At 60.1% G+C, this 22964-nt stretch carries 30 protein-coding genes and 1 tRNA gene; 14 read left to right on the forward strand and 17 right to left on the reverse strand.

Going from position 1 to position 22964, the window contains the following annotated elements; translation table 11 throughout:
- Positions 1-75 precede the first annotated feature (75 nt).
- Positions 76-1317, forward strand: coding sequence for a GNAT family N-acetyltransferase (locus BM364_RS05910; protein WP_175528478.1), 1242 nt, complete (start codon positions 76-78; stop codon positions 1315-1317).
- Here BM364_RS05910 and radC read toward each other — a convergent pair.
- Both radC and map read right to left on the reverse strand, forming a co-directional pair.
- The gene (gene radC, locus BM364_RS05915; RefSeq protein WP_092423931.1) at positions 1309-1986 is read right to left on the reverse strand and encodes a RadC family protein; all 678 of its coding nucleotides are present in this window, start codon (positions 1984-1986) and stop codon (positions 1309-1311) included. The genes BM364_RS05910 and radC overlap by 9 nt on opposite strands.
- 44 nt (positions 1987-2030) lie before the next feature.
- Positions 2031-2864 carry a type I methionyl aminopeptidase gene (gene map / locus BM364_RS05920; RefSeq protein ID WP_092423933.1) on the reverse strand — a complete coding sequence of 278 codons (834 nt, stop codon included), beginning with the start codon at positions 2862-2864 and terminating at the stop codon, positions 2031-2033.
- 128 nt (positions 2865-2992) lie between these two features.
- On the opposite strand from map, the gene BM364_RS05925 reads away from it, so the two are divergent.
- Together BM364_RS05925 and gpt are read left to right on the forward strand one after the other, a co-directional pair.
- Positions 2993-3763 (forward strand): competence/damage-inducible protein A, encoded by a 771-nt coding sequence (locus BM364_RS05925; protein ID WP_092422161.1) that lies wholly within the window; start codon positions 2993-2995, stop codon positions 3761-3763.
- Between the two features lie 74 nt (positions 3764-3837).
- Entirely contained in the window at positions 3838-4344 is a 507-nt protein-coding gene (gene gpt / locus BM364_RS05930; RefSeq protein WP_092422164.1) for a xanthine phosphoribosyltransferase, read from the forward strand.
- Positions 4345-4412: 68 nt separating this feature from the next.
- Here the strand turns inward: gpt and BM364_RS05935 are convergent, their stop codons facing one another.
- Together BM364_RS05935 and BM364_RS05940 are read right to left on the reverse strand one after the other, a co-directional pair.
- On the reverse strand, positions 4413-5090 hold the full coding sequence (locus BM364_RS05935; protein WP_092422167.1) for a spermidine synthase: 678 nt from the start codon (positions 5088-5090) through the stop codon (positions 4413-4415).
- 47 nt (positions 5091-5137) lie between these two features.
- Positions 5138-5221: transfer RNA gene (locus BM364_RS05940), tRNA-Leu, on the reverse strand.
- 78 nt (positions 5222-5299) lie between these two features.
- Here BM364_RS05940 and BM364_RS05945 point away from each other — a divergent pair.
- Together BM364_RS05945 and BM364_RS05950 are read left to right on the forward strand one after the other, a co-directional pair.
- Entirely contained in the window at positions 5300-5680 is a 381-nt protein-coding gene (locus tag BM364_RS05945; protein WP_092422170.1) for a RidA family protein, read from the forward strand.
- Entirely contained in the window at positions 5680-5961 is a 282-nt protein-coding gene (locus BM364_RS05950; RefSeq protein ID WP_092422173.1) for an ASCH domain-containing protein, read from the forward strand. Before BM364_RS05945 ends, BM364_RS05950 begins: the two co-directional genes overlap by 1 nt.
- A gap of 39 nt (positions 5962-6000) precedes the next feature.
- Here BM364_RS05950 and BM364_RS05955 read toward each other — a convergent pair whose 3' ends face one another.
- Positions 6001-6672, reverse strand: a complete 672-nt coding sequence (locus BM364_RS05955; RefSeq protein ID WP_092422176.1) for an RluA family pseudouridine synthase — start codon at positions 6670-6672, stop codon at positions 6001-6003.
- 191 nt (positions 6673-6863) lie between these two features.
- Here BM364_RS05955 and BM364_RS05960 point away from each other — a divergent pair, with 191 nt between their 5' ends.
- The 3 genes from BM364_RS05960 (at position 6864) to BM364_RS05970 (ending at position 9063) form a co-directional block, all read left to right on the forward strand.
- Positions 6864-7748, forward strand: a complete 885-nt coding sequence (locus BM364_RS05960; RefSeq protein ID WP_175528479.1) for a CHAD domain-containing protein — start codon at positions 6864-6866, stop codon at positions 7746-7748.
- Positions 7748-8221 carry a CYTH domain-containing protein gene (locus BM364_RS05965; protein WP_092422182.1) on the forward strand — a complete coding sequence of 158 codons (474 nt, stop codon included), beginning with the start codon at positions 7748-7750 and terminating at the stop codon, positions 8219-8221. The genes BM364_RS05960 and BM364_RS05965 overlap by 1 nt, the downstream gene beginning before the upstream one ends.
- Before the next feature lie 86 nt (positions 8222-8307).
- Positions 8308-9063, forward strand: coding sequence for an SDR family NAD(P)-dependent oxidoreductase (locus BM364_RS05970; RefSeq protein WP_092422185.1), 756 nt, complete (start codon positions 8308-8310; stop codon positions 9061-9063).
- Positions 9064-9110: 47 nt separating this feature from the next.
- On the opposite strand, the gene BM364_RS05975 is transcribed toward BM364_RS05970, so the two are convergent.
- Positions 9111-9677, reverse strand: coding sequence for a gluconokinase (locus BM364_RS05975; protein ID WP_092422188.1), 567 nt, complete (start codon positions 9675-9677; stop codon positions 9111-9113).
- Positions 9646-10416, reverse strand: coding sequence for a glucose 1-dehydrogenase (locus BM364_RS05980; RefSeq protein ID WP_092422191.1), 771 nt, complete (start codon positions 10414-10416; stop codon positions 9646-9648). The genes BM364_RS05975 and BM364_RS05980 overlap by 32 nt, the downstream gene beginning before the upstream one ends.
- 211 nt (positions 10417-10627) lie before the next feature.
- On the opposite strand from BM364_RS05980, the gene gndA reads away from it, so the two are divergent.
- Positions 10628-12046: an NADP-dependent phosphogluconate dehydrogenase gene (gene gndA, locus BM364_RS05985; RefSeq protein ID WP_092422194.1), complete on the forward strand. Its 1419-nt coding sequence runs from the start codon at positions 10628-10630 to the stop codon at positions 12044-12046.
- 82 nt (positions 12047-12128) lie between these two features.
- Here the strand turns inward: gndA and BM364_RS05990 are convergent, their stop codons facing one another.
- The 4 genes from BM364_RS05990 to BM364_RS06005 all read right to left on the reverse strand — a co-directional run bounded on the left by BM364_RS05990 (position 12129) and on the right by BM364_RS06005 (position 15438).
- The gene (locus BM364_RS05990) at positions 12129-12614 is read right to left on the reverse strand and encodes a GNAT family N-acetyltransferase (RefSeq protein WP_092422197.1); all 486 of its coding nucleotides are present in this window, start codon (positions 12612-12614) and stop codon (positions 12129-12131) included.
- Positions 12592-13923 (reverse strand): TCR/Tet family MFS transporter, encoded by a 1332-nt coding sequence (locus BM364_RS05995; RefSeq protein WP_092422200.1) that lies wholly within the window; start codon positions 13921-13923, stop codon positions 12592-12594. The genes BM364_RS05990 and BM364_RS05995 overlap by 23 nt, the downstream gene beginning before the upstream one ends.
- A gap of 82 nt (positions 13924-14005) precedes the next feature.
- Positions 14006-15184 (reverse strand): FAD-dependent monooxygenase, encoded by a 1179-nt coding sequence (locus tag BM364_RS06000; protein ID WP_092422203.1) that lies wholly within the window; start codon positions 15182-15184, stop codon positions 14006-14008.
- Positions 15185-15192: 8 nt separating this feature from the next.
- Complete coding sequence (locus BM364_RS06005; RefSeq protein WP_092422206.1) at positions 15193-15438, reverse strand: zinc-finger domain-containing protein; 246 nt, start codon at positions 15436-15438, stop codon at positions 15193-15195.
- Between the two features lie 159 nt (positions 15439-15597).
- Between BM364_RS06005 and BM364_RS06010 the strand changes: the two genes are divergently transcribed.
- The 3 genes from BM364_RS06010 (at position 15598) to BM364_RS06020 (ending at position 17606) form a co-directional block, all read left to right on the forward strand.
- Positions 15598-16368, forward strand: a complete 771-nt coding sequence (locus BM364_RS06010; RefSeq protein WP_092422208.1) for an alpha/beta fold hydrolase — start codon at positions 15598-15600, stop codon at positions 16366-16368.
- Between the two features lie 81 nt (positions 16369-16449).
- Positions 16450-17274 (forward strand): serine O-acetyltransferase, encoded by an 825-nt coding sequence (gene cysE, locus BM364_RS06015; RefSeq protein WP_092422211.1) that lies wholly within the window; start codon positions 16450-16452, stop codon positions 17272-17274.
- Positions 17275-17387: 113 nt separating this feature from the next.
- Positions 17388-17606: a DUF3126 family protein gene (locus tag BM364_RS06020; RefSeq protein WP_092422213.1), complete on the forward strand. Its 219-nt coding sequence runs from the start codon at positions 17388-17390 to the stop codon at positions 17604-17606.
- Between the two features lie 47 nt (positions 17607-17653).
- Here BM364_RS06020 and BM364_RS06025 read toward each other — a convergent pair whose 3' ends face one another.
- Entirely contained in the window at positions 17654-18325 is a 672-nt protein-coding gene (locus tag BM364_RS06025) for a hypothetical protein (RefSeq protein WP_139232496.1), read from the reverse strand.
- A 102-nt stretch (positions 18326-18427) separates the two neighbouring features.
- Between BM364_RS06025 and BM364_RS06030 the strand changes: the two genes are divergently transcribed.
- The gene (locus tag BM364_RS06030; RefSeq protein ID WP_092422219.1) at positions 18428-18748 is read left to right on the forward strand and encodes a DUF6949 family protein; all 321 of its coding nucleotides are present in this window, start codon (positions 18428-18430) and stop codon (positions 18746-18748) included.
- Positions 18749-18809: 61 nt separating this feature from the next.
- Here BM364_RS06030 and BM364_RS06035 read toward each other — a convergent pair whose 3' ends face one another.
- The 3 genes from BM364_RS06035 to BM364_RS06045 all read right to left on the reverse strand — a co-directional run bounded on the left by BM364_RS06035 (position 18810) and on the right by BM364_RS06045 (position 20912).
- Entirely contained in the window at positions 18810-19433 is a 624-nt protein-coding gene (locus tag BM364_RS06035; protein WP_092422222.1) for a transglutaminase-like cysteine peptidase, read from the reverse strand.
- Between the two features lie 125 nt (positions 19434-19558).
- A complete protein-coding gene (locus BM364_RS06040; protein ID WP_244542783.1) occupies positions 19559-20188 on the reverse strand; it encodes a PilZ domain-containing protein in 630 nt (209 codons plus the stop codon).
- A gap of 70 nt (positions 20189-20258) precedes the next feature.
- Positions 20259-20912 (reverse strand): PAS domain-containing protein, encoded by a 654-nt coding sequence (locus tag BM364_RS06045; RefSeq protein ID WP_175528480.1) that lies wholly within the window; start codon positions 20910-20912, stop codon positions 20259-20261.
- 182 nt (positions 20913-21094) lie between these two features.
- Here BM364_RS06045 and BM364_RS06050 point away from each other — a divergent pair, with 182 nt between their 5' ends.
- Positions 21095-21829, forward strand: a complete 735-nt coding sequence (locus BM364_RS06050) for a rhomboid family intramembrane serine protease (protein WP_092422228.1) — start codon at positions 21095-21097, stop codon at positions 21827-21829.
- Here the strand turns inward: BM364_RS06050 and hisI are convergent.
- Both hisI and folE read right to left on the reverse strand, forming a co-directional pair.
- Positions 21826-22272 carry a phosphoribosyl-AMP cyclohydrolase gene (gene hisI, locus BM364_RS06055; protein ID WP_092422231.1) on the reverse strand — a complete coding sequence of 149 codons (447 nt, stop codon included), beginning with the start codon at positions 22270-22272 and terminating at the stop codon, positions 21826-21828. The two genes, BM364_RS06050 and hisI, sit on opposite strands and share 4 nt — an antisense overlap.
- Positions 22273-22278: 6 nt before the next feature.
- Positions 22279-22902 carry a GTP cyclohydrolase I FolE gene (folE, locus tag BM364_RS06060; RefSeq protein WP_244542784.1) on the reverse strand — a complete coding sequence of 208 codons (624 nt, stop codon included), beginning with the start codon at positions 22900-22902 and terminating at the stop codon, positions 22279-22281.
- Positions 22903-22964 lie beyond the last annotated feature (62 nt).

Genomic DNA, 22964 nt, shown 5'->3' on the forward strand with positions numbered 1-22964 from the left:
AATTGATCTGCGATCTTCAGGCGCAATTTACCCGCCTGGACAACACTGGCTGGGAAATGGGCAGGGAAAATGGGTTTGGCGGACGCACAAAGCCAGCCGTTATTGCGGGATATTGCCGGTGAGGACGCGCTGACTGGTGCGCCCGATCGTGGCATCGCGCAGACGCGCCATGTGTTCTCGGCTCGGATGAGCCGCGACATCGACGATGTTGAGGAGGTTTGGCGGATACTTTCTGTTGGGCCAATGGAATCGCCCGGACAGAGCTACAATTTCATTCGCCTCTGGATTGCCGATCGCGGCGTCGAGCACGCGAACAAGGCTTTCGTGGTTGGCGAGGTTGATGGCCAGCCGGTCGCGCTTCTGCCGCTTCATTGCCACCGCTATTTCGGGTTCAGCGTCTATACCTGGTTTCCGCGTTCGCAGGTTGGCGCCTATGCGCCGGTTTCGGACTACCGAAAGCTTTCGGAACTCGGACCCGAGGGGCGCGCCTCTCTTTGGTCGACGATGATCGGACAGTTGAGCGACGCCGATGCGGTATATCTGCGCACTGTGCCCGAAGAGATCGCCGGCTACGGCGCGCTTTTTTCCGAGTTGGGCAAGGCTCTGGCAGTTGAAACGCTCTATCGTGCCGAGTTCAATTCCTGGGAGGAGTGCGACAAGCTCCAGCGCAGCCGCAGCCGGCGCAAGCATGATCGACAGCAGGGAGACCGGCTGGATGCGCTAGGCAAAGTCGAATTCGAACTCGTCACCGATCGGGAGCAGGGGCTGGCCGCGATCGACGTCATGTTCCGGCAGCGTTCGGCGCGGTTCAAGGCGCAGGGCATTCGCGACACGTTTGTCGAAGACCGCCTGATAGAGTTCTACAAAACGGCGATGTGCCCCACTTCCGGTATCGATGTCCGGCTGCATGTGCTTCGGCTCGATGGGGAGATCGTTGCAGTGCGCTATAATGTCGTCGAGGGCCACCGCATGTTTTGCCTGATCTCCTCGATGAGCGCCGACCCCGCCATTCAGGCTGGTTCGCCGGGGAAACAGTGCCTCTTGCGGGTAATGCAAACCGTGTTCGATGCGGGCATTGGGGTCTTCGATATGGGTTCGGGTTTCACCGACGAGAAGCGGCACTGGTGCAATGTGCAAATTCCGGTGCGCCAGCACTATGTGGGCTGCACGCTGCGGGGGCAAATCGCGGTGTCGCTGCACCAGCAGTTCCAACGGCTTCGCGCGCAGGCCAAGGCCAACGAAACGATCCGCCGCGGATTGCGCCATCTGCGCCAGCTCGGCGACCGGTTCAGCGCTCGCGCCACGCCATCAGAATAGTTTGAGGCCCTTGAGCGAGGCATGTCCGTCGCGCCCGATCACGATGTGATCGTGCAGAATGATGCCCATGGGCCGAGCGATGTCTGCAATTTCGCGCGTCATCCGCACATCCGCGGCCGATGGTGTCGGGTCGCCCGATGGGTGGTTGTGCAGGAGAATCAAGGCGGAAGCGGAGAGTTCGAGCGATCGCCTGATGACCTCGCGCGGATAGACCGGCGTGTGGTCGACTGTGCCGACCTGCTGCACTTCATCTGCAATCAGGCGATTTTTCTTGTCGAGAAAGAGGATGCGGAACTGTTCGACATTTTCGTAGGCCATAGCCGACTTGCAGTAGTCGAGCAGTTGTGACCAGGACGAGAGAATGGGCTTTTCGACATCGATCTGATCGCGGCCATAGCGCTGGGCCACGGCTTGCATAACCTTGAGATGGGTAACCGATGTGTCTCCGAGCCCCTTGATCGCGGCGAGGCGACGCGGTGATGCGCCAAGGACTTCCGAGATCGATCCAAAATGTGCAAGAAGGTCCTTGGCGAGAGCCTTGGTGTCGCGTTGCGGCAGAATGATGTGGAGCAGCAGCTCGAGCAACTCGTAGTCGGCGAGCGCCTCTCCGCCAACCGTGTTGAAACGTTCGCGCGCGCGTTCGCGGTGGCCCAGATAATGCGGCTTCATGGGGGCTTCCGCCAGACCCTTGGGTTTGTCGTCTGCCCCGTCGCTCACCTGGATTTCCGCGCTTCGAGTGGATTGAAAAGGCTGCCGGGAGAAACGGTGAAGACCTCGTTACCGGTTTCAGTGATGCCGATCGAGTGCTCGCACTGAGCCGAGAGGGTCCGGTCCCGCGTAACAGCCGTCCAGCCATCGGAAAGGATCTTCACGTGCGGCTTGCCGAGATTAATCATCGGCTCGATGGTGAAGATCATGCCCGGCTTGAGCGGCACGCCGGTGCCGGGCGTGCCGAAATGAAGGATATTCGGCTCGTCGTGAAACAGCCGCCCAACGCCGTGGCCCACGAAGTCGCGGACGACACTCATCCGTTCGCCCTCGGCAACCGCCTGGATCGCGGCGCCGATATCGCCCGTGGTGTTGCCGGGCCGCGCGGCCGCAAGGCCCGCTTCGAGGCTTGCATAGGTCACTTCGATCAGGCGTTCGGCCTTGCGCGAGATTTCGCCCACCGGATACATGCGGCTCGAGTCGCCATACCAGCCATCAAGGATCAAGGTGAGGTCGACATTGACGATGTCGCCCTCGCGCAGACCGCGGTCGTCGGGAATGCCGTGGCAGACAACATGATTGATCGATGTACAGATCGAGTGCCGATAGCCCTTGTAGAAGAGCGTCGCCGGTACGGCGCCGTTGTCACGGGCAAATTCGTAAGCGATCTGGTCGAGCTTGGCCGTGGGGACGCCGGGTTCGACGAAGTCGAAGAGAATATCGAGCGCTTGCGCGGTCAGCGCACTGGCCTTGCGCATGCCTTCAAAGCCTTCCGCCCCGTGGAGCGGAATGACGCCCGGGGTGCGACGAGACTTGGGCTGTGCTTCGACATAGGTAATCATTGAGAACTCCGAACCAGTGGTAAACCTAGTCAGTTGCCGGCCTGAATGAAAGAGCCTTGCAGCGCTGCTTGACGCGGGGGAAGGGCGGTTGCATTGCTGTGTGCCGAAAGCAGCGGAAAGCCCCTATGACAACCGAAACGCGCGTGACTGCCGGTCTCCTGGTGATCGGTGACGAAATTCTCTCCGGCCGGACCAAGGACGTCAATATCGGCGCGGTCGCCGATTTTTGCACCGATCTCGGGATCGACCTGACCGAAGTGCGCGTGGTCAGCGATGTCGAAGAATCGATCATCGACGCCATCAACGCACTGCGCCAGCGCTATACCTATGTCTTCACCACGGGCGGCATCGGACCGACGCATGACGACATCACCGCAGATGCCGTGGCGAGGGCTTTTGGCGTGGCGCTGCCCATCAACGACCAGGCACGCGCCATGCTCGAGGCGCGCTGGAAGGAGACCGGGACCGAAGTGAACGAGGCGCGGTTGCGCATGGCGCGCATTCCCGTCGGCGCCGATCTTATCGTCAATTCAGTCAGCGCGGCACCAGGTTTCCGCATTGGCAATGTGCATGTTATGGCGGGTGTGCCAGTGATCATGCGCGCCATGCTCGAGGCGTTGGCACCGACCCTGAAGGGCAGCAAAAGGGTGCAATCGGTTGTGGTCAAGGCCGCGGTGGGCGAAGGCACTCTAGGCGGGCCGCTCGCACAGTTGCAGGCCGAATACCCTGACGTCAAAATGGGATCTTATCCCCAGATGGGCAAAGATCGCGTGATGACCGAACTGGTGTTGCGATCATCAGATGAATCCAGGCTCGCAGAGGCTGCGGAAAAGCTCCGTCATCTCGTTGCGGCAGCACATCAAAAGGCCGGCGTGACGCCACCTGACGGGGAATGATTGGCGGATGCGTCCTACTTTGCTAAGGACGGTGGCAAATCGAGATCGAGAGGCGCTGGGCGCCAATTCCGGAGATGCAAGCGTTGAGCAATCCCAATCAGAAGTCGTTTCCCGTCACTTGGGATCAGTTTCATCGCGACAGCCGCGCGCTGGCGTGGCGCCTTGCCAGCCTCGGCCCGTTCGATGCGGTGGTCGCGATCGCGCGCGGTGGGCTCGTACCCGCAGCCATTGTGGCCCGCGAACTCAATATCCGTACCGTGGAAACGGTGGCGGCCAAGAGCTATGACCACCAGAATCAGAGCGGTATCAAAATCCTCAAGGAGATCAGTCAGCCTGTTTTCGAACTGGCGAAGCAGGGCGGCAAGATCCTGATCGTCGACGATCTGGTGGATACCGGCAATACCGCGCGCGTTGTCCGCGAGATGCTGCCGGGTGCGCATTTTGCTACCGTCTACGCCAAGCCCAAGGGGCGGGAAATGGTGGATACGTTCATTACCGAGGTCAGCCAGGACACATGGATTTTCTTCCCATGGGATCTCGACGTCGCCTATGTCGCTCCCATTTCGGGCGGCACCGACTGAGCCTTTTGCTTAAGCTGCTTCCGCTACTGGCGGAGGCAGCGGCCGGATGAGCTTCCGATCTGGCCAGTTCAGGCGCGCTTCGTTGCCACCCAGGTGGTGTGCCGGGCACCACGGCCTCCCGCGCGAGCACGGACGCCGATTTCTTCTGGTTTGAAGCCGGCGCCTGCCAACCGCTTGGTGAATTGTGCGCTCGGATGGGCCGACCAGACTGACAGCACCCCTCCTGCCTTGAGCCCCGACCAAGAACGCCGCAGCGCCTCGAGCCCGTAGAGCGCATCATTTTGCTCGCGGCTCACACCGTCCGGTCCATTGTCGACATCTAGAAGAATGGCGTCGAACTCCTGGCGCGCATCGGAGATGACCTTCCCTACGTCGGCGTTCAAAAGGCTGACGCGCGGATCATGTAGACTGCTGCCGAACACAGGGGCAAGAGGGCCACGGGCCCAGGCGATGACCTCGGGCACGAGTTCAGCCACGACGATCTCGGCGTCGGCCGCAAAGCACTTGAGCGCAGCGCGCAGGGTGAAGCCCATCCCCAGCCCGCCGATCAGTATACGCGCTTTCTTACGCGCGCCGATCCGTTCGGCAGTCAAGGTTGCCAGTGCTTCTTCCGAGCCGCTGAGCCGGCTGTTCATCAGCTCGTTCGTGCCAAGCATGATGGAAAATTCCTGATCCCGCTGCATCAGCCGCAACTGCGTCGTATCGCCGGGAACAGTGGCGCTATCAAGTTGGACCCAGGGTTTCATGACGCTCTCGAACTGCGGGTGTTGAGTGGCCGCTGGATTGAAGATGCTGGTGCGGGCGACGGGAATCGAACCCGTACGGCATAGCCGAGGGATTTTAAGTCCCTTGTGTCTACCAGTTTCACCACGCCCGCTTGGCTCGGCTGCCCGTGTTTGTCACAAGGCGATGCGCATGACAATTGTGCTGCTGCGATTCTCGTTCTGGAGGACAAATGATCGAACGAATTGAAACGGGCATTGCGCCATCCTCCGCACCCATCAATGACGCCGTGCGTGCAGGCAAGCATGTCTGGCTGGTGGCGATCGCGGAAGACCCTCGTACTGGCGAGATCGTCGACGGTGGTATCGAAGCGCAGACGCGCCGGTGTATCCAGAACCTTGAGATCGGCGTCAAAGCGGCGGGTGGTACGCTCGCCAACCTTGCGATGGTGCAGATCTTTCTGGTGGATAGTGCCGACGCGCCGGGCATGAACGCGGTCTACCGCGAGTTCTTCACCGCGCAACCTTTTCCGGTTCGCGCCACTGTGGTCGTCAAGGAATTGCTGGCCAACGGGCTGCGCATCGAGATGACGGCGACTGCGGTGCTCGACTGATGCTGCTCAAGCTTTCGCTTCTCGAGGAGATAAAGGCGGGCAAGGTCGATGTGGTTTTCCGCAGGTGGAACCGGCCGACCGTGAAATCAGGCGGCACGCTCAAGACCAAGCTGGGTCAGCTCTCGATCATTTCCGTCACCGATATGACGCCGGATGATGTTACCGAGTTTGACGCCCAGCGGGCGGGCTTTGCCGATGTCGCGGCATTCTGGCGATGGCTCGATACGATGAAGGAAGGCAGCATCTTCCAGCGAATCGAGGTGCGTTTCGAAGACGAATAATCGTCTTTCCACACTGGTCAGATGGACCAGGGGACAAGCTCAAAATGGAGTTGGAGCGACGAAGGTCATGAATTCGCCGCTTGTGGGATGGGTGAAGCCAAGTTCAGCGGCGTGAAGCTGTAGACGGTCGGCAGCCACCAGATCCGCACCTTCAGCGTAGAAAGCGTCACCCAGGATGACATGGCCAAGCGCCTTCATGTGAACGCGTAACTGATGGGTGCGGCCGGTGCGCGGCACGAGCTTGACCCTGGTAGCATACGCCTCCCGCTCGATCACTTCCCAATCAGTCAGGGCATGACGGCCGTTCTCGTAATCGACGCGTTGCCGCGGCTTGTTTTCCCAGTCGGTTGCGAGCGGAAGATCGATGGTGCCCCGGTCGTCCGCGACCAAACCCGAAACGCGTGCGATATAGCTTTTCGTGGTCTGTCGATGCTCGAACTGACTGCCGATCCGGCCATGCGCGCGCTTGTTGAGCGCCATAACCATGACCCCGGACGTATCCTTGTCGAGGCGATGGCACATGCCCGCGGTGGGCCAGGTTTGGTGTGCGCGATACTCGATGCAGTCCCAGAGACTCGGATCTTTGCCAGGAACGCTCAGGAGCCCGCTCTGCTTGTTGACCACAAGGATGTCCTCATCGACGTGCAAAACGTCGAGATATGGGTCCATCGGGGGAGAATAGTTGAGGAGAGTGGGCATCGGTCCGGGCATGCACGCCCTCTAGCAGAGACTGACCGCATTCACCAAGCCTTCGCTGTCTTGGAGCGGAGCGGCGACAGGCTTAGGATGCCATGATGATCGGCGCCGAGTGGGGCGGCAACCAAGGGCGTCATGCTGGCGTTGCAAATCTTCACCCTGGGAGCGGCCCCAGGACAAATGCAGTTCTCGTTCTAAGGATTTCCATGGCCTATAGCTTCGAACGCCGGGGCAATGCGGCGAAACAGGTTCGCAAGATCGCACGGGATCAGGTCGAAAGCGGCCTCGCGCTCGCAAGGGCGGGAGGAGACTTCGACAAGACAGTTCATGACCTGCGGCGCCGTTGCAAGAAGGTGCGCGGGCTTTTGCGCATCGTTCGCCCCAGGTTCAGCGAGTTCGATCGTGAAAATGCACACTTTCGCAATGCCGCTGCAGCACTTTCGCCGGCGCGTGACGCGGCGGTGATGGTGGAAACATTAAGGGAGGCCATGAGCCAGAGCTGGGCTTCTCCCATCGCCGATGCAGACAAGGCGCGGCTCGCAGAAGCGCTGGAAAAGAATGCAGCCTCCGTCGCGGCAGGTCTCAATCGCGCTCAGGTGCTCGCCGACTTTGCCGGGGCAATGGAAGAGGTGTTGCCTCGGATAGAGGACTGGTCGCTCAAGGGCGATGATTTTGATCTCATCGAGCCGGGCCTTTCGGCCACCTATGACCGGATGCGCAAGAGGATGAAGACGGCGCGGAAGTCCGGAAGACCCGAAGACTTCCACGATTGGCGCAAGGACAGCAAATACCACTGGTTTCACATCAGCCTGCTGCGGGAAAGTGCGCCGGATGTGCTTGGCGGACGGCGCAGCAATCTCGATACGCTCGGAGAACTGCTGGGCGATCACCACAATCTCCACGTGCTGCTGGAAACCATCGATCGGCTTGTACCGAATGCTGCGCCGCCGATCCTTGATGGACTACGGGCTGAGCAGGAGGCGCTGGGCGATCGCGCCTTGGTTCTTGGACAGCAATTGAACGTTGAGACCGCTGAGCAATTGACAACGCGGTTGCGGCACTTCTGGCAACTGCTGCCGGAGAAAGACTGATGGGCCAGGAAATCGAGCGCAAATTCCTTGTCGCCAACGAGGACTGGCAGAATGCTGTTCAAAGCTCGGCGCGCCTGCAGCAGGGCTATCTGTCGACGAGTGCCAAAGCCACCGTGCGCATCCGAATCTTCGATGACAAGCGAGCCGTACTGACGCTGAAAGGTCCAGCCACCGGGCTCGTGCGCGCTGAGTTCGAATATGAGGTGCCGCTCGAGGATGCCCGCGCGCTCATGCAGATGGCAGACCCGAACACGGTGGAGAAGCGACGTCACCGCGTACCACATGGAAATCACGTGTGGGAAGTAGACGTCTTCGAAGGCCTCCACGACGGGCTGGTGATCGCAGAGGTGGAGATGGAAACAGCGGAGGACGAGGTCGTCCTACCCACATGGCTGGGGCGGGAGGTGACCGCAGATGACCGCTATGCCAATGCCTCGCTGTCGCGCAATCCCGGCATTCCGCCTGAGATGTGAACACTGCGTTCAGGCGAATTGACCTGGGTCATGGTTGTTTCCTGTCCGCGGGGGCATATCTCGAATGGAGATAAAGGAGAAAAGCGATGACACAAGACTTTGCAGGCAAGGTTGCCTTCGTGACCGGTGGGGCTTCGGGCATCGGCGAAGCCGTCGTGCGGCAGTTGGCTGCGCGCGGTGCCAAGGTCGTTGTGGCCGACCTCAAGCTTGATGCCGCGCAGAAGGTCGTGGACGCAATCAAGAGCGATGGCGGGGAAGCCGCAGCGGTGGCCGTCGATGTTTCCAAGATGGAAGAGGTCGAGAAGGCCGTCCAGTTCACCACAGACACCTTTGGCGCACTGCATCTGGCCGTCAACAATGCAGGCATTGGCGGGAAGGCCGCGAAGGCCGGTGACTACTCCTTCGAGGATTGGCACAAGGTCATCGACGTCAATCTCAATTCCGTCTTCTACTCCATGAAGTACGAGATCGCCGCTATGCTAAAGGCGGGCGGTGGTGCCATCGTCAACATGGCCTCCATTCTCGGCACGAACGGCTTCGCCAATGCACCAGCTTATGTGAGCGCCAAGCACGGGGTCGTGGGGCTCACCAAAGCTGCAGCCATCGACTACGCCAAGGATCGCATCCGCGTAACCGCCGTGGGCCCGGGCTTCATCGAGACGCCGCTGCTTAGCACTGCAACCCCGGAAGAGACGCTGAACGGGCTGCGCAGCCTGCATCCAGTGGGACGCCTCGGGAAATCCGACGAGGTGGCGGCACTGACGCTGTTCCTCCTTTCCGATGCTGCGTCTTTCATCACCGGCTCCTACCATCTCGTGGATGGCGGATACGCTGCCCAGTAATGAATTTCAGGGCAGGGGGGCAACTCTCTGCCATCTTCCTTGAGTTCTCACTGCCAGCGCTTGAAGCTCTTGAGATGCGATAGCGAAGCCGTGACAGTCGTGACGATGCGATTGACGGCATCGGTGACTGGCACCACCAGCACGTTCTCTGTGTGCGGATCGGGCACTTCGAGCGTTGCGAACTGGCTGTCGAGGAGACTTGTGGGCATGTATTCGTGGCGACGCGCAGCCATGCGCGCGCCGATCACCTCGCGGCTGCCGTCGAGATAAACGAACAGCACTGGTTCTCCCGCCGTTTCGGTGATGAAATCGCGATAGGATTTCCTGAGCGCCGAACATGCACCGACTGCAACGCCCTTCTTTTTATCAGCGGCTTCCTTGAGCGCACCTGTTAAGGCTTCGAGCCAGGGCCAACGGTCCTCGTCCGTGAGCGGGATGCCAGCGCGCATCTTTTCGACATTGGCTTCCGGATGGTACCGGTCGCCGTCGAGAAATGGCGCGTGAAGCGCGCGGCCGAGTGCGGCTCCCACCGTCGACTTTCCCGAAGAGCTGACGCCCATGACGATGATGATACGGGCGGGTTCAAACAACTGCTGTGAAGGCGCCATCGACATAGAGAATGTGTCCGTTAACAAAACTGGATGCGTCTGAGGCCAGAAATACTGCAGCAGGGCCCAGTTCCTCAACCTCGCCCCAGCGGCCCATCGGGGTCCTCTTCTCGACCCAGCTATTGAAATCCGGATCGGTCATCAGGGTGGTATTGAGGTCGGTCCGGAAATAACCGGGAGCGATGGCGTTGATGTGGAGCCCCTTGGACGCCCAATCTGCGGCCATGCCGCGGGTCAGGTTGGCTATAGCTGCCTTGGCGGCGCCATAGGGGGCTGCGGTGGGCCGCGCCACATCTGTCAGGATGGAGCAAATATTGATGATCTTGCCGCGCCTGCGGGCGATCATCGCTTGCGCAACCGCCTGGCTGACGGAAAAGGTCGCTGTGACATGAGTGGACATGATCTTTTCGAAATGCTCGTGATCGAAAGTCTCAAGAGGTCCGCGGATCTGCATGCCCGCATTGTTGACGAGAATGTCGAGCGGCCCGATTGCTGTTTCGCAGTGCTCGACCGCTTCAACGACGGAGTCGTGGCTCGTGACGTCGAAGGCCAGCGCAGAGACTTCGTTACCGATCTCCGCAATGTCTGCCGCTGCTGAGCCGAGAGCCACCGGGTCCCGGCCGTTAAGAACGAGGGACGCACCGGCCTGCGCAAGCGCTTTAGCCATGGCAAAGCCGAGGCCTCGGCTTGAGCCGGTGACGAGGGCGCGTTTCCCGGTAAGATCGAAGGAAGACAAATCTGGCATGTGCGAGTCCTCGTGACGCGGGTGGGATGATCAACAGAGTGTAAGCCGAAGCGCCAAACTTCCATACAAGAATGGTGAAATGGTCGAAATTTGCACGATCCGCCCTTTCATCACATTCCGCTTTGTGGTCATTCTCGCCGCCGAATGCTATGCACCCTGCGCATGGCGGAAATTGCGCTAATGGCGATGAAGACCTTGGAAGGACAGCTTGATGGCAACAGCGGATATCGGCCTTATCGGCCTTGCGGTGATGGGTTCGAACCTTGCGCTGAACATTGCGGAAAAGGGCTATACCGTTGCCGTTCATAATCGTTCGGCCAGCCGTATCGATGAATTCACTGCTGAAGCCAAGGCGCAGGGGCTCGAGCAGAACACGATCCCCAAATATGATCTTGCCGACTTCGTGCAAACGGTGAAAGCGCCGCGCTCGATTATCATCATGGTCAAGGCTGGCAAGCCAGTCGACGACATGATCGAGCAGTTGCTGCCGCACCTCGAGCCAGGCGATGCCATCATCGAATGCGGCAATTCGCTTTTCACCGACACGCAGCGCCGCTTCGATTATCTCAAGCCTAAGAATATCGGTTATCTCGGCGTCGGTGTATCCGGTGGTGAGGAAGGCGCGCGTCATGGCCCCTCGATCATGGTCGGCGGTTCCAAGGACCAGTGGCATAATGCCGAGGCGGTGCTGACCGCCATCGCAGCTCAGTTCAACGGTGAAAGCTGCTGCGCCTATCTCGGGGAAGGCGGGGCAGGGCACTTCGTCAAGACCATCCACAACGGCATCGAATATGGCGACATGCAGATGATCGCCGAGGTTTATGGCGTGATGCGCGATGGCCTTGGCATGTCTGCCAAGGAATGTGCCGAGGTCTTCAAGAAGTGGAACCAGGGTCCGCTCAATTCCTATCTGATCGAGATTACCGGCCACGTGCTGGATGCCGTCGATGATCAGACCGGCAAGCCTCTGGTCGAGCTGATCCTCGACAAGGCCGGGCAGAAGGGCACTGGCGTCTGGTCGGCTATTGTGGCGCAGCAAATGGGTGTGCCGGCAACGGCAATCGAAGGCGCCGTAGCAGCGCGGTCGATCTCATCGCGTAAAGACGAACGGGTCGCAGCCGAAGCGATCTATGGCAAGCCCAACCGCGCCAAGACCGACGTGACACTGGAAGATCTCGAAAAGGCTCTTCTGGCCGGCAAGATCGTTTCCTATGCGCAGGGCTTTGCGGTGATCGCCAAGGCGTCCGAAGAGAACGGCTGGGCCCTGCCGCTCGCCACGATCGCCAAGATCTGGCGCGCTGGCTGCATCATCCGCTCGCGCTTCCTCGACCAGATGTCGAGCGCCTATGAAAAGGGCGAAGCCGTCAACCTTCTGGTTGTGCCTGATTTCGTCGCGATCATGAAGGACAGCCATCTGAGCCTACGCAAAGTGGTGGCTGCCGCTGCCACGGGCGAATTCCCGATGATCTGCCTTTCGGCTGCGCTGAGCTATTTCGACAGCTATCGTCAGGGCCAGGGCACGGCGAACCTGATCCAGGGTCAGCGCGATTTCTTCGGCGCTCATGGCTTCGAGATCGAAGGGCGTGGCTCGGATTTGCATGGCACCTGGCCGTCGACGCTGGGCAAGTGAGAGCAGTCGCATAGAATTTGAAAAGCCCCGCTTCGGCGGGGCTTTTTGCTGGCGGTCGGTGGCGCGCGACGGCAGGCGCGAGCTAGGTAAGAGACTTGAACATCACGTAGCTGTCGACGAATCCATGAAGTGGATGCCGGAATGCTTTCGGCAGTGTGCCAACGATGTCGAAGCCGAGTTTCTGCCAGAGTGCTACGGCGCGCGTGTTGGTTGAAACGACGTGGTTGAACTGCATGGCACGGAAGCCGCGTTCCCGAGCGCGCGTTTGCGAGTGCTCGCACATAGCGGCCGCTACGCCACGACCTTGGGCAGTGGCTGAGACCATGTAGCCGCAGTTGCTAACATGGGCGCCGTTTCCGCCTTGATTGGCCATCAAATAGTAGGTGCCTAGCACCTCGCCTTCGGCTTCAAACACGAAGACCTCGTGTGCAGGCATGAACCAGTAGCCGAGCATTTCCGCTTCGGTGAGATCGGTTTCTACGGCGTAAGTTTCCCCAGCGCTCAGGACTGGCGCGATGATGGGGAGAATTGCAGGCTTGTCCAACTCACCTGCGGGTCTGATTGCCATTTTCGTCCTCGATGGGGGCGACACGCAACTGTCCCGGCGGCGGCAGATCCGGCACATGGGGATGGTCGGCAACGCTTGGCCGGTGCGACAGCTCGAAGCGCCAGGCCGCTATGCCGAAGAGAAGCAGCGCGACCGCCACTGCGATGCTGCAGGCAATGAACGGGGCGCCGGGAAAGTAGTGACCAGTTTCGGGCGCAGCGGTGTAATAGGAAAAAATCTGGGTCGCAGCGAGCGGACCGATGATGGTCGCGAGCGAGCTGGCTGCATTGACTGCACCTTGCAATTCACCCTGGCTGTTGTCGGGGACCTGACGGGAAAGAACACCGTTGATTGCCGGCGGGGCGAGGCCGCTTACGGTGCCAATCGCAATAAAGAGATAGAGCTGATAGATATCAGCGGAGAAAGCTATGCCGGCAAAAGCCGCTGCTGCGGCCAAGAGGCCGATGATGCCGACGGCTGGCTCGCCCATGCCTTTTGAGAAGGGCCCGGCCAGAACTGCCTGGCTGAAGGCGAAGCCGATGCCGAAGGCGCCCAGAGTACGTCCGATCGTCGAGGACGTGAAATTGAACACCTCCACCGTGAAATAGCTGAAGATCGTCGGCAGGGCCTGGGTAGCGAGCTGGAGGAAGAACAGCACGGCCAGTAGCCAGAGCACGGACGGATATTGCCGCAGCGCCATCACGGCGCCCAGCGGATTAGCGCGCTTGATGTTGAACTTGCGGCGGTTGGCCTTGGGCAGGCTCTCGGGCAAGACAAGGAGGCCGAAAAGGAAATTGGCAAAGGCCAAGCCTGCGGCCGCGTAAAACGGCACCCGAGGCCCAATCTCGCCCAGTTCGCCGCCAATCACGGGTCCGATGATGAAGCCAAGGCCGAAAGCGGCGCCGATGAGTCCAAAGCGATGTGTGCGCTTATGGGGCGGAGTAATATCGGCCATATAGGCGGTCGCTGTGGCCAGAGCCGCACCGGCGATCCCGGCGATGATGCGGCCGATGAAGAGATACCAGACAAAGGGGGCGATCGACATCATCAGGTAGTCGAAGGTCAGCCCAAGGAGCGAGGCCAGGAGAACGGGTCGCCTGCCGAAGCGGTCCGACAGATTGCCTAGCACGGGCGAAAACACAAACTGCATCAAGGCATAGGCGAAAACCAGATAGCCGCCGATAACCGCAGCGTTGGCGACACTGCCCCCGGTCAACTCCTCGAGCAGCTCCGGCAGGACAGGTACGATGATGCCAACGCCGATCATGTCGATCAGAATGGTAAGCAGGATGCAGGCAAGGGTCAGTCGGGAGCGTGTCGCTGCTTGCATGCGGTAATCCGTTCCCTTTCAACGACTTGGCCCTTGTTCGCGCAATTGACACGGGCTGCTGCCGCAAAGCAAGGCCGATGACCTATTGCACGAAGTCTCCCAGACCGGCGTCGTGGCCGTAGATCCAGCCGAGCCGGTCAAGATGGGCTCGGGGTCCCTGAAACTGCATGACCCTATCCCGCGCGAGCGACATGGGCCACCTCATATGGAAAATGCGGCCATTGCTGGCCGAAAGCTTCGCGACACGCTCCACACGATCCTGTCGCATGGCCGCGTAACGCGCAAAAGCCGATTCGGGTTCGCCGCCTTCGATCAACAGTGGCCCGAGAACCGCGGCATCCTCTATGCCCATGGCTGCGCCCTGCGCCTGGAACGGCACCATGGCATGCGCGGCATCGCCGACAAGGCCGATATTGCCGCGGTGCCAGGTCTTGGTCTGGACAGTGTAGAGCGGCCAAGGCGTCCAGCTCGAACCGGCGGCGGCGAGGATCGCACCCAGTGCACCTTTGCCTTGAAGGCTCGGGCGAGCAGGGTCAGGATCCGGCCCTCCCGGAAGAAACAGGGCCAGATTGACCTGCCGACGGTGGGGTAGCGGATAGGCGACCAGATGGTGGCCAGCGCCGAAGAAAACCGAGACGCTGTCACTGGCTATGTGGCCGGCAACGGAATCAGCGGGAACAAGGGTTCGCCATGCGACTCGCCCTTCGAAATGAGCATCAGCCCCGCCAAGCGCTTCGCGCCGTGTTTGTGAGTGTACGCCATCGGCACCGATAAAGGCATTGGCACGCGTGGTGCGTGCCTGCCCGTTCGCTTCGTCAATGGAAACGGTGACGCCGCGTGCGTGAGAGACAACATCCCAGCGGCGGACGCCAAACATGATGTCGATATTTGCGAAGCGCCGGCTGGCCTTGTAGAGCGCGTCGGCAAGATCGGCGCGGTGCATGACCGCATAGGGTGCCCCGAAGCGCTCTTCCATGATCGGCCCGAACTCCATGGAGAAGAACGGTGTGGCTTCATCACGCCGATAGGTATCGAGTGCGCGCGGCTCAAGCGCGAACTGTTCGACTGGCAGGGAGAGACCGAGCCGGTCCAGAACACGACGTGCATTTGGGCTGATCTGTAGTCCAGCTCCCGCTTCCTGCACCGTCTCGTTGCGCTCGAGCACGACGACGGTGGCGCCGAACTTTGCAAGCGTCAGCGACAGTGTAAGGCCGGAGATGCCGGCTCCTGCGATGATATAGGTCTGGCCCGTGGCGGGCATGGTGCTACTCAGGCAGCACGTGCCTTGAAGATGGCGCTGGCGGGCTTGGCGTTCCCGTCGCCCAATTCGCCATTATAGACATAGAGCGTCGAGCAGTAGGGGCAGACAGCTTCGCTATCCTTGCCCATATCGATGAAGATATGCGGATGATCAAACGGGGGCAAGGCGCCGACGCACTGAAATTCCTTGGAGCCAACCTCGATGCTGCGGAGGCCTTCAGTGTTGTGGAAATGGGGCGTGGAGCCGTGTGCCATAGTCAAACCTGTGGGGTCGGTATTTTGCGACGGACAATAGCCAAGTGGGGGCGCGAAGGAAAGAGTTGTGTCGTCAGGCGATGACGCTGTGGCTGGGTCCGCGACACTGGATAGAAGCAGTTTGTGACGGTAAAGACGTGGTCGATAGAAGGAAACGCCATGCCTATGTTCCAATCTGCTGGATACTCGCTCGCTTATGAAAGCGCAGGAGAGGGACCGGTCGTCCTTTGCATTCACGGCTTTGCATCAAGCGGCAAGGTGAACTGGATCGAGACGGGATGGGTCGAAGCTCTGGTCGGTGCCGGCTATCGCGCTGTCACGTTCGACCACCGGGGGCATGGCCAGTCCGACAAACCGCATGAGCCGGACGCTTATTATCCCGAGCGGATGATGGAGGATTGCATCGCTCTTCTCGATCATCTGGGGGAGGAACGGGTCGCCGTGCTCGGCTATTCCATGGGTGCCAGGGTCGCGGCTTTCTTGTCGTTCCACTATCCAGAACGCGTTGCTGCCGCGATCTTCGGTGGAATGGGAATGAACCTTGTCAATGGTCTTACGGATGGCAATGACATCATCGCAGGGCTGCGAGCGCCGCGCCTTTCAGACCTGACGCATCCAACGGCACGGCAGTTCAGGATTTTTGCGGATCATACTGGTTCGGACCGCGAAGCGCTGGCGGCCTGCATGGAAACGTCCCGCCAGCCCATGGCGCGTGCCGATGTGCGCCGCATAGAAGTACCGGTGCTTGTGGCAGTGGGTGAAGCGGACGAGATGGCTGGTCCACCCCAACCGCTGGCCGAGCTTTTGCCGCACGGTGAGGCTTTCGTGATCCCGCGCCGGGATCACATGCGGGCGACAGGCGACACCAAGTTCAAGGCTGCTGCGCTTGAGTTTCTGGGAAGAACTTTCCCCACATTTGGCAAAGCGTGAACCATTGGTGCTGCGCAGGCTTTGTATCGGATAACCAAATGCCTTATATCGGTACTTATCGATAAAGCGGAGTTTGACGCCATGAGCGGCAATGTCCAGAAATCAGCGCAGATCAAGTCTGTGGACCCGGTGTGGGAAGCGGTGCGGATCGGCGCGCGCGAAGTTCTCGATTCGGAGCCTTCACTGGGTAAGATGGCGCTGACGACTGTGCTCAATCACGAGACGTTTGAACAAGCGCTGGCGCACCGCCTTGCATCGCGCCTTGATCATGAGGACGTCTCGGCAGACATCATCCGACAGACCTTTGCTGAAACCCTGCGCGATAATCCGGCCATCGGCCAGGCGGCGCGGGCAGACCTTGCTGCGACGCTCGAACGCGATCCGGCATGTCACCGCGCAATAGAGCCCTTGCTCTATTTCAAGGGATATCAGGCGATCCAGACGCACCGTTTTGCCCATGCCATGCTCAAGGCAGGCCGTCGCGACTTCGCCCTTTATCTGCAGAGCCGGGCGAGTCAGGTGTTCCAGGTGGACATCAATCCGGCTGTAGTTATGGGCAAGGGTATCATGCTCGATCACGGCACGGGGCTTGTGATCGGGGAAACGGCTATCGTGGGCGACAATGTTTCGATGCTGCAGAACGTCACACTCGGCGGCACAGGAAAATCAGACCAGGATCGTCATCCCAAGATTGGCAACGGTGTATTGATCGGGGCCGGAGCCAAGGTATTGGGAAACATCCGGGTTGGCGACTGCTCGCGGATCGGCGCCGGCTCCGTCGTGCTCAAGGAAGTGCCGCCGCGCACCACCGTTGCCGGTGTACCCGCCAAGGTGATTGGCGAAGCAGGCTGCGCGCAGCCGGCGCTGGTGATGGATCAAATGGTGCTTGTCCACGATAACGGCTGAGCGCCGGGCAAGCCTCGGCCTCGGTTTGTTACCGCTAAAATGACCCGTTCGGGGGTTGTCTCCGGCAGGCCAGTCACTAGATTGCGCCCAATTCCAAGAACAGGACGATTGAAGTGAACCATCCCGAGATCATTAAGCTGCAGAAATTCCTTCAGCGCACGTTCAACAACCGCAATATCGACGTTCGCCCACGCGCCAAGCTCAACGATTCCGTCGAGGTATTTATCGGCGAGGAGTCCATCGGCTTGATCCACGTGGACGATGAAGACGGCGACAAGTCCTATATGTTCTCGATGTCGATCCTCGATATCGATCTCGAAGACCTCAACTGATCGCGTCGACGTAAACGAGCGCATTGCCGTGGCAATGCGCTCGTGGCTTAGAGGGCGCCAATGCGCTCCAGCCACTGAGCCGCTTCAGAGTCGAATGATCGCCAGGCGGGCAGGGCGCCTGAATCGAAGCTGAAGATCGCGGCCAGGCCGGTCGGCAACTGAACCGTACGGATGCACTTGTCGGATCCTGCTTGATCGATCGGCGCCATGCATTTGGCGACGAACGGTTTTGACGCCAGAGCGTCATACCAGACGGTCTCTTCCAGATTGCGTCGATCACTTTCGAGATGCTTGCCTACCAGCCCGGGCACACCGCTCAAGGTATCGCTGCCGAATTGATGGACGTAGACGCTGTCGAGCAGTTCACTGCTGGCACGCGCTCGAGAGCGCGGCAGGATGGTCACGTCTACCCGCATCGTTGCATCGTCAGCCGCTAGCGCAAGCTGTATTGAAAGGTCCACCTGGCTGACAAAGCCGGGTTGCATCTGTTCGCCGAAGCGCAGCCAATTCCTGGGAATCGATAATTCGCGACCTGCCACGGTCTGGGCGACCATGTCCTGATCGTGCAGAGCGGGAGCATGACCCGAGGGGCGCTTGCTCGTTTGATCGACCAGGTAGGCAAAGCCGAGTGCCACCATCATTACGGTTAAAGCGATGCCTGCAAGGTTGTGCATCACGTGAGTGGTATCGGAGGCGGCAGAGTGCGGTTTTGCAGGCATGACCGGCGTTAACCAATTTTCACGCGGTGAGATGACATCGCACTAGAGTCGCAATATGGTTACCAAAGTCTTAAATGGCGTTCATGTGGCTGGAGGGCTGGAATGGCGCGCGAACTCTTGCTTGCCGTCTTTATCATGGGGTTGGGACTTTGCGTGGCTGGGGCCGGCACGCACCTTTATCAAGCGCTGGCTCGCCAGCAGGCCGTGCTGCGCATCGACGGCCGGAATCTGAGCACCGCAATCGGGCATCTGGCGATGAGTGTGGTCTGCGGCCCCTACATCATGTTGCATATGGGTTGGCAGCAGGAAGACGATGGCACCATGTCCATGACCTGGGCCCTGCTCGGAGCTCTGGTGGCCTTTGGATGGGCCTTCGTGACAGGGCTGTTTTTTATGAGCCTCTACGTGGCCATGCTGCGCTAAGGCCGAGGCCGGCGCGCGTTACTGCACCGACTTCCTGTCTAGCCCGATCAGATCGCGGTGATCAGCGGTTCGCGACCATGGTCATCCGGTCGTCGTACATGTCGACCCACTTGCCCGCGTGCGCCTGCGACTGGCGCTTGAGAAACTGATAGGGCGTTTCGTGCCAGAGGTTGATCGTGGCCTCTTGATTGTCGAGAATCAGATCGCCGCGATCGGTTCTGACGGTCAGCACCGCATGGCCGCTGCCATCGGCCTGACGAACCACGGTCATCAGGAGCGCGCTTGCAGGCCAGCCGGCTTCGATAAGCGCTAGGCGCTTGGCGAGAGCGATATCCTCGCAGTCGCCATAGCCGCTGGTCGGATAAGTCCAGAACTCCTCAACCTGATATAGCTCCATATCCGTCGCCGGGATGATGGTCTGGTTGACGTGGGCATTGATGGAGACGAGTTCGTTCCATTTGGTCTCGTCAAGCGCAACGGCGGCTGTCACCTGACCATGCGGCTGGCATTCATGCGGACGAGCCTGGCAGAACTCGAGATGGCCAACGGGGATGGATGTGTTGACGCTGGCGACCTGAATGAAAGCAGGGTTGGTGAAATCAACGGCAAGGCTGGGCTGAGCCAAGGCGGCAATGCTCGAAAGCGCCAGGATGGCCGGCAGGTGGCGCAGCTTTCGAATATGCATGACGTGATCTCCTTGTTGGAGACCACGCTAGGGTCTGCGGCTTGCGCTGAACCGAAAACTGCCGGGGAGTTTTTATGCGTGTTTTAGATAGGATGGTAGGGTCTGGTTTACCCTAGGGGCACGCGTCAGTTCATGACGCGCAAGTTCTGCTGCACGACGTTGAGCATTTCCTGCGCGGCAGCGAATTCGACGGCAACCCCGTTCTGGAAGTGCCGAACGACGCGAGCGCGCATGCGGCCGAGCGTGATAGGCGTGCCCATTGCCGGGCGAACGTCAAGCTCGATGGCGGCGCCAGAGAGCGAGATGTCGATGATCTTGCAGTTGTAGCGCCGGCCATCGTCCAGCACGACGTTGGAGTGACGAATATCGGGAACAACGCGCTCGTGCCGGCGGTCTTCGGGCAGGTTGAGCAAGTCTTTGTTGGCGAGCCAGGTCAACTGAGCCGCCATCTTGTCGCGCTTACGGTCCGTAGCGGAGATGTCCATGAGGAATCCGCCATCCACCTGCTTGAGGATCGTGCCTTCCACACGCCCGATGTGATCGAGATAGGCGATGATGCGCTCGCCCTCGATGCCTGCGACGGGCGCGATGACCACGGCGTCGCCGGGCGACATTTCCAGAACCTGGCATGGGAATTCGCGCCGGTCGGCCAGCATATAGCGGCCAAGAATCGACACTTTCACACGCTGAAACCGTCCTTCGGTTGCTCGGGACGGTGTCATCACGCGTGCGGAATTGAAGTCGTCGCTAAGCATGCGCTCACCCGGCCCTGCCCATACTGGAAGTGCAAGCAGGTTACCGAATTTAGGTTAACGCATGGTTGTGTCAGGAGCGCCCGCCATCGATGACGGCAAGATGCGCATAGCGGCGGGCGCTTCGACCGTAAACAGTGGTGGTCATGGCCATTGCTGCTGCCGGAGCGCCGTAAGAGACGTCGTTGACTACGTTGGTCGCCACTTCGCGGACGCTGCTTTCCTGCGGCATGTCGTCCGGCCAGATCAGGCGAAGACCGACGATGCGCTGCTCGACAATGGGCTGGACGCCGAGCCAGTAGGGCTCTTCGACCGCCGTCATGCCGCCCAAAATACGCGTGTGGCTCGAGCCATTGTGGCGCAGCGGCATGAGAATCAACTCGAATGTCGTCTTGGTATGAAGTGCAGTGGTGCCCTGGAAGGTGACCAGAGCAACAGCGTGATCTTCGGTGACAGCGCGGATGAGGGTGTCCATCGCGTCCTGATCGCGCTCGTGCCACAGACCTGAGAAGGAGCGGCCCTTCAACTCTCGGCAATAGCTGGTGCACAGATGCGAGCCGGCAAGGCGAAACGAGAACTTATCATCCTCGCTCAGCTCGAGAATGAATGTGTTAGCCAGCGCCTCGCGGATACGGGTCGGATCGATGTCCTTGCGATCGGGCGCGCTGCGGGCCCCGCGAATCGTGTTCCAGTAGGTATAGAGCGTATTGGAGCTCGGCATCTGCATCGTTCGGATCCGCTTGTCTTTGGCCGGCGTTCCTGACTCACAGAGAGCCGCGCCGCATTTGCGAACATGGCAAATTGGCGGGGCGATTGCCCGCTTAAACATTAAGTAAGGTTAACGCAACTGTGCCAATGTGGAAAAGGTTCGCTAAGGCCAGCGATCTCGCTGCTTTGAGGAGTTGAGACTTGAGTGAATACCAACAGCAGCCTGTGACCACGGAAAATCCGGGGCGCGAACCCATATTTTTGCTTCCGGCGGCGGTTACTGCGCTAGTTGCTATCCTTGCGGTCATTCACCTGGCGTCAACCATCGTGCTTAACGAGGATGGCCTCACCCAGTTTTATTTCTGGTTTGCCTTCCAGCCGCTGCGGATCGTGCTGGCCCCCGAAGATCTTTCGTTTGGCCTGCCGCTGCTCTGGACGCCGTTTTCGCACGCATTTCTCCATGGAGGCTGGGAACACCTGCTGGTCAATGTCGCCTGGCTCGTGATCTTTGCGAGCCCGGTGGTGCGGCGCTATGGGGCTGGGCCGATGCTCGCCATCTTTCTCGTTTCAGCAGCAGCTGGTGCGGTCGCTTTTGCTGCGACATCGCTCTATTCGGGCGCTTATCTGATCGGAGCTTCGGGGGGAGTTGCCGGACTCACGGGGGCTGCGGTGCGATTCATCTTTCAGCCGGTGCTCTACGCCAAGGATCCCGAAACGGGGCAGCCGATCGTCCTCGGACGGCGGCTTGCGAGCCTTGGCGAAACCTTCGCTAATCCGCGTTCGCGATTCTTCACGCTGATCTGGCTCGCGCTAAACGCGGCGGTGCCACTCGCGCCATTGCTCATGGGCTCGAGCCTGGGCGTAGCGTGGCAAGCCCACCTCGGCGGCTTCCTGGCAGGATTGCTGGTCGTGGGAGCATTCGAGCGACGCAGTTAAGTGCGGTACACGGCCTTGGGATCGAATAGCGGTTCCAAGCCGGTGTCCTGCAGCTGAACTCTGCCCTCGATCGTGACCACGCGGCGATAGAAACAGGTCTTGCGCCCGGTGTGGCACGCTGCACCCCGTCCAGTCTGGCGAACAGTCATGATCAGACAGTCCTGATCACAGTCGGTGCGAATTTCCACGACCTCCTGCAGCTCGCCGGAGGTCTCGCCTTTTTTCCAGATGCTCTGACGAGACCGGGACCAGTAGTGGGCGATGCCCGTATCTATGGTCAGCTGCAAGGTTTCCGCATTCATATGCGCCACCATCAGCACGTCCTGACTACCCTCTTCGATGGCAACTACTGTGACGAGGCCCTGCGCATCGAAGCGCGGGGCGAAAACGGCGGCCTCTTCCAGTTCAGCGTGGGAGAGGGACTGGGGATCGGCAAAGGTCATGAGAAGTCAGCGTCTCGAAATCATGGCGAAGAAGCGGTCCTGCTCGATTCGGTCTTCGGCGAACACTCCGGTAAACCGGTGGGTGATCGTCTTGACGTCATGCGCCCGGACGCCGCGCATGGTCATGCACATATGCTCGGCCTCCAGCATCACAGCTGCGCCGCGGGGGCCGAGATTCTCATTGATAGCGTCGATGATCTGGGCGGTCATGGTTTCCTGTGTCTGCAGGCGACGCGCGAAAACTTCCACGAGCCGGGCCAGTTTCGAGAGGCCAACCACTCCGTCATGCGGCAGATAGGCGATGTGTGCCTTGCCGAAGAAGGGAACCATATGGTGCTCGCAGTGGGCATAGAAGGGAATGTCGCGCACAAAGACGATGTCATCGTAGCCGCCCACTTCGCGGAACATCTTCGAGAGCACTTCGCGTGCGTCCTGACCGTAGCCGGCGAAGAGCTCTTCATAGGCCTTGGCGACACGCGCCGGGGTTTCCAGAAGCCCTTCGCGCCTCGGGTCGTCTCCCGCCCAGGCAATCAGTGTGCGGACTGCGGCTTCGGCTTCTTCCCGCGTCGGACGGGGCAGGGCAGTTGCGCTGGCAGGCGCAGAAAAAGCATGCTTGACGGACGCGTCCACGGGACTACTCCTGAAATCGGCGATCTCTGTGATTTTACGCGGTCGCCCGCAAATTGGACCAC

The organism is Devosia crocina (assembly GCF_900116545.1).
In the GTDB taxonomy this organism is placed as follows: domain Bacteria; phylum Pseudomonadota; class Alphaproteobacteria; order Rhizobiales; family Devosiaceae; genus Devosia; species Devosia crocina.